Origin of the sequence: Microcoleus sp. S13_C5 (assembly GCF_036700845.1) — a bacterium.
Lineage (GTDB): Bacteria > Cyanobacteriota > Cyanobacteriia > Cyanobacteriales > Microcoleaceae > Microcoleus.
The window spans coordinates 1-9,325 of the sequence record NZ_JAUBPR010000183.1; the positions used below are offsets into that span (position 1 = coordinate 1).

A 9,325-nucleotide genomic window follows, 5' to 3' on the forward strand; every position below is an offset into this window, starting at 1 on the left:
CTGCTTGTTTATCCCACCCAACATGATGATGCCTCTAAATTCCCTTGTCAATAGCGTTTGAGATGCGCTTACCCTGACTCGCAACCAACGAGACTTTGGGCAAGTTCCCGGACTCTCGATCGAAGATTGGACGCTGTAGTGCGTTGGGGAATCCCGCCGAAGGCATTGCTGCTTTTCCGTATGCTGCGTTGGGGGATAAAACCCAACATTCATCCATCGGGATTTAGTGTGACTTTGGGTTCATAGCGATCGCCCCTTGCCTGAAATGGTGAGGGATTTTTTTTTCTGCGATACAATCAAGACAGCACTTAAAAATCGTGATTGAAACATGGTAACAACCTTAAATGTATTGCAATCCCAACCATCTAGCCAATTGAAAGTGACACTCCTGTTAGAAACTCTCTCATCAGGACAGGTTTCTGCTTCTGTTTTCGAGTTTCCGCACTGTCGAGTTGAAGCAGCAACTCGGGAAGAAGCCATTACCCAACTTCAAACCACATTGTTAGAAAGACTTAAGCATATTGAAGCTATTTCCTGGGAAGTACCGATTCAGGCTTCAGAACCCACCTGGATGCAATTTGCGGGTGTGTTTAAAGACGATCCAGATTTTCAGGAAATTATGGACGAGATTCGTGCCGAACGTACCTCTGACGATGACTCGGAAATCGATCCCTCATACTACCTATAGAGGTGATTTATAGGATAGTAAGCTAAGATGAATCTATCCTTTAAAGATTTAAGGTTTATTATAGAAGCCATTGAACATCAAATCAATGCCTATCAAGAACGTTTGCAGGTAATTGAAGAGGTAGATGAAGATGAGGCTGCCGAGCTAGGGAACGATATTAAATTTTTAGAGCTTCTTCACGCAGACATGACGACAACTTTAAAGCAGAATTTAGAGCAGAATACTTCAGTCAAAACTTTAAGTTATGGTGAGGTTTCTTCGCCAGCTCAGAATGATAATTTTTCATAAACATCCAAAAAAATATCGTTTCAATAATTAGTTGAATTAACCAGGGAGTTGTCACTTAGTGAGCGATTATTTCTAGTAGAGGCGGTTACCTCGTCTGTGCGTCAGGAAGTCACAATAAGCCAATAATCAGTCAATGACAGGATTTTCAGAAGTTTGTTTAGATGATATACTGAGAATGACTGAGTAATCGTAAAGTGAGCAGAGGTCAGGCAAATGTCAGCCACCATCACAATTAGCCCCAGCGAAATTCGGCAGATATTTCACCCCCGCACGTCCAGCCCTTCAAAGTTGTGGGAACTGGCTGAAAAAGCAAACAATTTAGCTGTAAAAATTGAGGGTCGTTGGGATCAGATTCCTCCTGAAACGCGAGAATTACTCAAAATTTTTGCCTATGCCGTAATAGAACCGCCTCAAGGAATTAAGGGAATTTTTCTTGATTTTTTAGGGCGTGTTGATTGGGCTTTTGCTTTATTTTTAATTGTACTTAAAGGTGAGAAAGAGGGTTTGATAGCTTACATTGGAGCCTTTGAACGTCTTCTCAATGCAATTTTGAGTGGGATTGAACGGGAAGATATTGCTTATGAAAAAGCACTATCCGAAGCCCTGGAGGAAACTTTTGGAGGGTTGGAAACTAGCGAGGCGATGACGGCGGAGGAGGCCTGTGAACGGATCAGAGCAATTTCATATCAAGCTCTCGAATAACTTTGAGAGAACTCAGCAAAAACTGATCCGCGATCGCTATCGTAAAAATCAGGCAGGATTAGTAAAATTTGTCGAATTACTCCAAAAATTCCTCAGAATTTTGAGCGTTGACCCCCGTCCCCGTCCACCGTTGGGACATTTAGAACCTTGGCCAAAAGGCAGTAGCCGTGATGGATGGGAACTGTGGAAGTTGGAGTTTAAAATGCCTCAGCTTCGCGGATCCGCTGAACAGGGGCGACTTATATATTTGTTAGATATTACAAAACAAGAAGTGGTGTTGCTGTGGATTTACACGCACGCAGAATTTGAAAAACGCCCACCGGATCAGAATCTAAAGCGTTTATTGCTCGAAATTATGGATAATTATGAAGTTTCAGATAAAAGTAACAACTTAGCCGACAGTGGAGACGGTGAAACTGGAGAGGACAAAGTTGGAGAGAATCAATCAAATGACAGTTAAGGTGCACAATCAAAATGTGGCTTTTATTACCTTTGAATAACCAGGCACACCATTTATGAAACTTTACCACACTCCCATTTCCCCCAACTCCCGCCGCGTCTGGGTTGCCCTCTTAGAAAAAAACCTCGACTTTGAATTAGTAGAAATCCACTTGGACGGCGATAACTTACAGCCTGAGTTTATCGCAATGAATCCTTTTCACCGCATCCCAGTTTTGGTCGATGATGACTTCACTGTCGTCGAGTCTCTAGCAATTCTTGACTATCTAGAAAGGAAGTATCCCGAACCGGCAATGCTGCCAAAAGAACCGAAAGATTTGGCAGTTGTGAGAATGGTAGAATTGGTCACGGTTAACGAACTTCTACCGCAACTTTACCCGCTAAGCAGTGAAAAAATGGGCAGGGGAACTCCCCAACCGCAGGAAATCGCAAAGGCTAAAGAAAAAGTCGATACAGTGTTGAAATTCTTTGAAGGCTTGCTGGACGATCGCCCTTTTTTCGCTAGCAACAGTGTCACCTTTGCCGAGTGCGTTGCCGGCACCCTCGTGCCCTTGCTATCTTGGGTTGGTGTGTCCCTAGACGGCTATCCTAAAATTAAAGCTTGGTGCGATCGGCTAATGTCGCGTCCTTCATGGCAGCAAACTCAATTCACCGAGGCAGATTTGGTGGCTTTCGTATCTCGGAGACAAAAGTTTCTCGCACAATCTGAAGCCTCATGAACCAATCAATAGTCAAGTGATCGCTCTTTTTCCTAGCTGTTTTCGCCTGCATCCAAATTCCCATCGCAGCAATGGGGCAGCCCGCCGCCCGATCGAACTACGAAGCAATTAACGCTAAACAGTTCGTTGCCGAGCGAAAAATTACCTTCTCCAACCCCAAAGATATCGCCGCAAAACTCTTTATTCTCGATGAAGAATCTGAAGGCCGAAAAAGCGACCAAATTTCGGTTTAATATCCCACAGGAGAAACAGGAGTAATTGTGCATACAGTGCTCGGTTTAGCTGACGATTCTGTTGCTGCAATGCGACACCGCATCGAACTCAGACTCCGGCCAAATAAGTGGGAAATTGTCGGGATTGGGCGACAATCGAAGTGTCAACCAAATCGCGGACACCAAAATTGGGCAAGGGGGCGCTGTCAGTAGAAAGGTCGATCGGCTTTTTACTTAAATTTCTTCACCCCGCCTTCGTTGCGAGGAAGGAAGCTAGGACTTTACGCAACCGATGATGAAGAAAAACAGAGGCACAGAAAGATTCGCTACCGCTGGCTGCCGACAGAAATAAGTTATTCCGGCGTAAGTCCAGGAAGCAATCTGGGCTCCGCGTTGTTCCGTGGCTGCGCGGCAATAACTTAAAACTATTTTCGGTGTCGATCGCTCTTTTTGACTAAAAGAGCGATCGAACTCACAAGTTTACTTACACATGATCAAATTTCCAGCCGAGATGAATCCGGCCACAGGGGCTGAAATCTCAACCCAATTGCGGTCTTCTCCATTCTTATCTTTCACTAACTGGAAATTCGGTACAAGCGTTACTTTACCGTTAGCGGGTACACCGCCTTTAACAGCAGAAGTCTTTGAAGGCTCGGTGCGGATAGCTAGACCCCTCGGCGCTACGCGAGGTTCCACTTGGCGGCACAGACTTACCGGGCCCGTTGCTGGTGCTGGTGCTGGCGCTGGTGCTGGTGCTGGCGCTGGTGCTGGTGCTGGCGCTGGTGCTGGTGCTGGCGCTGGTGCTGGTGCCGGTGCTGGCGCTGGTGCTGGTGCTGGCGCTGGTGCTGGTGCTGGCGCTGGTGCTGGTGCTGGCGCTGGTGCTGGTGCCGGTGCTGGTGCTGGTGCTGGTGCAGGCGCTGGTGCTGGTGCCGGTGCTGGTGCAGGACTTGGAGTCCGTGCCGGTGCCGGTGTCGCAGCAGGTGCCGGTGCCGGTGCTGGTGCCGGTGCCGGTGCCGGTGCCGGTGTCGCTGCCGGCCTTGGGGAAGGAGTTTGACTAATTGTGGTGCTGGCTGTCGTGCAGGAACCTAAATTAGCCTCGTTGTTGGGGTATCCGGTAGCTACATACCCTTTTACGGGAGCGGTAATTTGTATCCAGAGGCGGCCATCGGAGGCTTTAACAGAACTAGCGCTTTGGGGTACCGTTACCTGAGTGTTAATTGCTACACCGCCAACTCTAGGGGATTTGGGGTCTGGGTTCTGGCGAACGGTCAAACCTTCTTTGGGAGTGACTTTGCGGCAAATGTTGCCAGCTTGGGCTATTTTAAACGTGGCGCTATCTTCAAAGGAAATATTTTCCCCATCTTGACTGACAGTGGATGTTGATGGGGCGGCAACACCGATCGCATTCGCTTGCACACTTCCGGCTACGATCGCGATCGCGCCCAGCAATGCAGCGGGTTTGTTCCAGTAACTCAAGTTTTTCATCCGTTCAACTCCTCATCTAATCAAAACTATTATCTTTATTGCAGGTCAATATAGCAAAAAAATCGATTTGTCTTCCAGGAAAAAGCTCCCCATAACATTTTTTAGGGCTGTAAGTCAAGTTTTATCTCTAAAATTTATTTTTTTCTGAGAGTTAAGCCAAGACAACTTAAGCTGCTACGCCTATAAATTTCTCGTTATGGCAGAGCGGGGGAGGGGGAGAAGACGAGAGGGGGAAAGCGGGGAGAGTGAGGGAGTGGGAAAGTCAACAGTCAAAAGTTAACTGTTAACTGTTTAAATGGGTGAGAGTTTACTAGAAATGCAAGTCCTTTCTTGTCCGTCAAAATCTTGTCAGGTGTTCGTTAAACCATTTAGCTGCCTGTTGTTGCAGTTGAGTAATATTGTGCTGCATTTCCGGTGAATTCTTGGTAGCTTCTAGAGCGAGATGGTGCTTGAGATGCTCCCAGATTCTGAGTGATAGGCGATTGGCGCGATCGACCCGTCGCACTGAGGTGTCACAAGCCGGATACAGTTCTTCGATCGCGCTCACATAACTCAACTGTCGATCGTACCTTACTTAAAATTGCGGCAAACAGCGCAAATCGCTAGCATTGACCCGATGGCTGGCCTCAATTTGATAAAATCTTCCAAAACGGAAAGCCATCGGCTTTAGGCCTGGTTGTGTTTTTGTGGCTAAAGCCGCCGCGCGATCGGCCAATGACAGTTGCTGTAGCTGTTTCCAAACGGTTTTGTTCCTGTGGAGACATTTCCCTTAAGGATTCTAGTCGTCGCAAGGCCCGCTTGTAGTTCCTCGACTTCTGGTGCCCTTGGGGCGTTGCTCTTAAGTAAGAAACTTGGATGGTTTCTTTGTATTATTTACTCGCTGACGCTTTACTTTGCCTACTGCGGTGCGATCGCCAGTCTGTTGAAACTCACGCCCAGAGCAGCATTATCGCTTAAAAGCCCCGACAGCCTGTTCCACAAAGAATGAATTTCTTCTGGGGAGTAGGGGATGGGCAGGAGAGCCCGCCCATAAAAGTCTTATTGAGAATGGTGCAACATCTCAGTTTAAAGATGCAGGGGGCGGGTTTAGCCAACAACATAGACAACCAGCACAGAACCTCCGAACAATAGCAGCCCGCTCAAATCAGAAACCAAATATTTGCGCCAATTCTGATTTAATTATATTGCTATAGCAACCGCACTCCATGTTTATGAGGTTTTCACTTGCAGAAACTAATGCGGTAGATTCCTTCGGAATGGGAGCATATTAATGATAGGAAAAATCTTTTTTTCGCAGGGCGATGGCGATTAGCGCACGCACAAGGAGAGGAAAAGCCCAACTAATCTCCTCCCTTCTTCTTTCTTTCGGAAATAACTAAAGTCTTCTATCTTCGAGAGTTAAAGCTTTCTTCCTTCTGCTATATAATGACCAAAGCGTTAAATATTTTTGCAGTGACAAAAACTACTAACAAAAAAGACGGCAAATCCTCTAAATATCCCTTGGACGGTCTATCTTTAGACGATCGCAATCCCGACTTCATTGAGCTTTGGTTGCCAGTCTGGGAATGGCTGTATCGCTACTATTTTCGGGTACAAAGCGACGGCTGGCACCACGTGCCCGCGAGCGGAAAAATGCTTGTTGTCGGTTCTCACAACGGGGGACTCGCCGCTCCAGATATGTTTATGTTCCTATACGAATGGTTCCGCAGGTACGGCACGGAACGCTTGGCCTACGGATTGATGCACCCCACGGTATGGAAGGTTTCCCCAGAGATTGCTAGTATGGGGGTTGAGTGTGGTGCCCTCCAGGCACATCCAAAAATGGCGATCGCAGCTTTACGCAAAAATGCCGCAGTTCTTGTCTATCCGGGCGGCGCCCAAGATGTTTTTCGCCCCCACCACTTGCGCGATAAAATCTACTTTGCGGGACGCAAGGGATTTATCAAATTAGCATTGCGAGAAGAAGCGCCAATTGTACCGATTGTATCGCACGGTGCCCACGATACTTTGATAGTTTTGGCAGATTTATACGAACAAGTTAAGCAATTGCATGAATTGGGGATGCCGTGGCTATTTGGCATCGATCCGGTGGTATTTCCGGTGTATTTGGGATTGCCTTGGGGATTGAGTATTGGGCCTTTGCCAAACCTACCTTTACCCGTGCAAATTCGGACTCGCGTGTGCGAACCGATTGTATTTGAGAGGTATGGTTCGGAGGCGGCGCGCGATCGCGATTATGTTGATGCTTGTTTCGATCGAGTTACCGCCCAAATGCAAGAACAATTAGATTGTTTGGCTGGTAAGTGAGAATTGCACAAGTTCGATCGACCAAAAGACCTTCTTAGATCCCAGACTCCCGGGAGAAAACCCCCTAACGCTTGGGTTGCGGGTGCGATCGCGAACTGATTTTGGTCAAAATTTCTCATTGGACATTTTTTTGCCCAAAGCAAAGACCGAAGTCATCATTATTATTCGCCGAGTTCGATCGCACTTTTCTCCAACTCGCGAGTTTATAATGAACGAAGGTGAGTGCCATCTACCGCAAGATAGATTTTGCACTAAACTCGGCGGTAATTCCGTAAAGTTATGCAACATCCAACTTAAAGCAGATACCGTCTCAGATGCTGGAGGCACTGTCTTGCCTCCAGAGATTATTGAAAGTCAATAGTGTGCAATGATACAGCAAGTAGCCACCGCAAAAGCGGTCGCTTTCTTCTCTTCAAATGCCGACTATTTGCCCACCTTAAATATATTCCAACTGGATGCCCCAGAAAGCTCACTTTATCTCCGGCCTACCCCGCTCTGGCTCTACTTTACTCGCTGCATTGCTACGACAAAATCCCCGCTTTCATGCTGCTATGACTTCACCCGTCGGGGGTTTAGTAGAACGAATGTTGGAAGCGATGAGTGAAGATAATGAGTTTTCTGTATTTATTTCCTCTGAACAAAAACGGGCGTTGATTTTGAGCATTTTTTCAGCCTATTATCATCCGCAAGCTGACAAAGAAGTGATCTTCGACACCAATCGCCTTTGGTGCAGTAAATTGCCATTAATTCTGGAACTATTTCCCGAAGCTAAAGTCATCTGCTGTGTCAGAAACATCGCCTGGATCATGGATAGCATCGAGCTACTAATTCGGCGTAATGCCTTTGATGTTTCCAGGTTATTTAATCATCCAGCGGAACGAGCTACAGTTTATAGCCGTACTGAAGCATTAAGTCAAGGCTCGCGCTTAGTTGGGTATGCCTATAACGCCCTTAAAGAAGCATTTTATAGCGAACAGAGTAGCTCTCTCCTATTAGTTGATTACGATTTATTAACTAAAGGGCCAGCTAAAACCATGTCGTTGATTTATCAATTTCTGGGTGAAGAGCCTTTTAATCATGATTTTAATAATGTTGAATACCAAGAACCAGAATTTGATCATAAATTGAAAACACAAGGGTTACATAAAGTGCGATCGCAAGTCGAGTTTAAACCCAGAAAAACAATTTTACCGCCCGACTTATTCGAGCGATTTGATGGCTTATCTTTTTGGACAGAGGCAACAAATAGCCGCGCTAGCGCGATCGTAGCGAAAGCTAAATAAACCGTCAAACCTTTACGGCGACTGTAATATTGACAACACTAAGCAAAAATTAATAGGAAATTAACCATGACTAAGCAAATCATTTTTGTTGACTCCTCTGTACAAGATTATCAAAGCCTGATTCAAAACACCGACGCCGCTCAAATTTTCGTTTTAAATGAAAATTTGAGTGGGATTGAGCAAATTACAAACGTCTTAACCAATCAAAAAGATATTGAAGCCGTACACATCCTTTCTCACGGCAGCGAAGGCAGTGTCAAACTCGGTACAGATGTACTGAATGGAAATGATCTAAAAAATTTCAACACTCAGCTAAAACGCTGGGGAAATGCCCTCACTAAAAATGGCGACATCTTATTATATGGCTGCGACGTAGCCGCCGGAGAAATCGGTAATAATTTTATCAAGCGATTGAGCGAAATCACCGGGGCAGATGTCGCAGCCTCTAACGACTTAACCGGAAATCAAGCATTAGGTGGCGACTGGGATTTAGAAATAGCAACTGGCAAAATAGAAGCCGCCGTGCCTTTTAATCAAGAGGCGATGGAAGATTATGAATATACACTAGCTAACTTTGATGTCACCGTGACCACTGACACGGGAGATGGCACAGTTGCAAACAGTCTTTCTTGGGCAATTCGCCAAGCCAACGTCAACGCTGGTGCAGACACCATCACCCTTAATACCGACGTGACAGTAACGGGGGTGATGAAAAATCTAATTAACAGCGATATCAGTTTTATTGGTAACAACAAAAGCGTTAGCGGTAGCAACCAGTTTCGCCCCTTCTTTGTTAAGTCTGGTACCGTCAATTTCTCCAACATGACTGTCACTAACAGCAAAGCCCAAGGAGGGAGTAGTCTTCAAGGTGGCGGCGGCGCTGGCATGGGAGGCGGCTTGTTCGTTTATGGCGGTAGCGTGACGGTGAATAATGTCACTTTTAGTAATAACAGCGCGCTCGGCGGTAATGGTAGCCAAGGAGCAATTATTAGTTCCGGTGGTGCCGGAATGTTCGGCAACGGTGGCAGCACTGGGGGCGGCGGGCTATTTGCAAGTAGCACTAACAATGTTGGTGCTTATGGAGGTAACAGCAATTACGGCGGTGGCTCTGGCAACTTTGGCGGCGGCGGCGTGGGCGGCGGCGGCGGCGTGGGCGGCGGCGGCGGCGGCTTTGGCGGCGGC

At 46.6% G+C, this 9,325-nt stretch carries 14 protein-coding genes; 11 read left to right on the top strand and 3 right to left on the bottom strand.

Annotation, left to right across the window (positions count from 1 at the left end; genetic code table 11):
• Nucleotides 1-213, bottom strand: a 213-nt coding sequence (locus QUA04_RS27550) for a hypothetical protein (protein WP_333263351.1), incomplete at its 3' end; no start/stop codon positions are given.
• Nucleotides 214-328: 115 nt separating this feature from the next.
• Between QUA04_RS27550 and QUA04_RS27555 the strand changes: the two genes are divergently transcribed.
• The 6 genes from QUA04_RS27555 to QUA04_RS27580 all read left to right on the top strand — a co-directional run bounded on the left by QUA04_RS27555 (nucleotide 329) and on the right by QUA04_RS27580 (nucleotide 3,089).
• Nucleotides 329-688: a hypothetical protein gene (locus QUA04_RS27555; protein ID WP_333263354.1), complete on the top strand. Its 360-nt coding sequence runs from the start codon at nucleotides 329-331 to the stop codon at nucleotides 686-688.
• A gap of 27 nt (nucleotides 689-715) precedes the next feature.
• The gene (locus QUA04_RS27560) at nucleotides 716-976 is read left to right on the top strand and encodes a hypothetical protein (protein WP_333263356.1); all 261 of its coding nucleotides are present in this window, start codon (nucleotides 716-718) and stop codon (nucleotides 974-976) included.
• Between the two features lie 213 nt (nucleotides 977-1,189).
• Entirely contained in the window at nucleotides 1,190-1,678 is a 489-nt protein-coding gene (locus tag QUA04_RS27565) for a hypothetical protein (RefSeq protein ID WP_333263358.1), read from the top strand.
• The gene (locus QUA04_RS27570; RefSeq protein ID WP_333263361.1) at nucleotides 1,638-2,138 is read left to right on the top strand and encodes a hypothetical protein; all 501 of its coding nucleotides are present in this window, start codon (nucleotides 1,638-1,640) and stop codon (nucleotides 2,136-2,138) included. Before QUA04_RS27565 ends, QUA04_RS27570 begins: the two co-directional genes overlap by 41 nt.
• 55 nt (nucleotides 2,139-2,193) lie before the next feature.
• On the top strand, nucleotides 2,194-2,856 hold the full coding sequence (locus QUA04_RS27575; RefSeq protein WP_333263364.1) for a glutathione S-transferase family protein: 663 nt from the start codon (nucleotides 2,194-2,196) through the stop codon (nucleotides 2,854-2,856).
• Nucleotides 2,857-2,927: 71 nt separating this feature from the next.
• Nucleotides 2,928-3,089, top strand: coding sequence for a hypothetical protein (locus QUA04_RS27580; protein WP_333263367.1), 162 nt, complete (start codon nucleotides 2,928-2,930; stop codon nucleotides 3,087-3,089).
• A 459-nt stretch (nucleotides 3,090-3,548) separates the two neighbouring features.
• Here the strand turns inward: QUA04_RS27580 and QUA04_RS27585 are convergent, their stop codons facing one another.
• Nucleotides 3,549-3,764 (bottom strand): hypothetical protein, encoded by a 216-nt coding sequence (locus tag QUA04_RS27585; RefSeq protein ID WP_333263370.1) that lies wholly within the window; start codon nucleotides 3,762-3,764, stop codon nucleotides 3,549-3,551.
• Between the two features lie 26 nt (nucleotides 3,765-3,790).
• On the opposite strand from QUA04_RS27585, the gene QUA04_RS27590 reads away from it, so the two are divergent.
• A complete protein-coding gene (locus QUA04_RS27590; RefSeq protein ID WP_333263372.1) occupies nucleotides 3,791-4,126 on the top strand; it encodes a hypothetical protein in 336 nt (111 codons plus the stop codon).
• A 764-nt stretch (nucleotides 4,127-4,890) separates the two neighbouring features.
• On the opposite strand, the gene QUA04_RS27595 is transcribed toward QUA04_RS27590, so the two are convergent.
• Nucleotides 4,891-5,109 (bottom strand): hypothetical protein, encoded by a 219-nt coding sequence (locus tag QUA04_RS27595; protein ID WP_333263375.1) that lies wholly within the window; start codon nucleotides 5,107-5,109, stop codon nucleotides 4,891-4,893.
• 869 nt (nucleotides 5,110-5,978) lie between these two features.
• On the opposite strand from QUA04_RS27595, the gene QUA04_RS27600 reads away from it, so the two are divergent.
• From QUA04_RS27600 to QUA04_RS27615, 4 genes are all read left to right on the top strand, one after another.
• Nucleotides 5,979-6,860, top strand: coding sequence for a lysophospholipid acyltransferase family protein (locus QUA04_RS27600; protein ID WP_333263378.1), 882 nt, complete (start codon nucleotides 5,979-5,981; stop codon nucleotides 6,858-6,860).
• Between the two features lie 130 nt (nucleotides 6,861-6,990).
• Nucleotides 6,991-7,221 carry a hypothetical protein gene (locus QUA04_RS27605; RefSeq protein WP_333263381.1) on the top strand — a complete coding sequence of 77 codons (231 nt, stop codon included), beginning with the start codon at nucleotides 6,991-6,993 and terminating at the stop codon, nucleotides 7,219-7,221.
• A gap of 94 nt (nucleotides 7,222-7,315) precedes the next feature.
• The gene (locus QUA04_RS27610) at nucleotides 7,316-8,143 is read left to right on the top strand and encodes a sulfotransferase (protein WP_333263384.1); all 828 of its coding nucleotides are present in this window, start codon (nucleotides 7,316-7,318) and stop codon (nucleotides 8,141-8,143) included.
• Between the two features lie 66 nt (nucleotides 8,144-8,209).
• A partial coding sequence (locus QUA04_RS27615; protein WP_333263387.1) for a DUF4347 domain-containing protein occupies nucleotides 8,210-9,325 on the top strand: 1,116 nt, incomplete at its 3' end.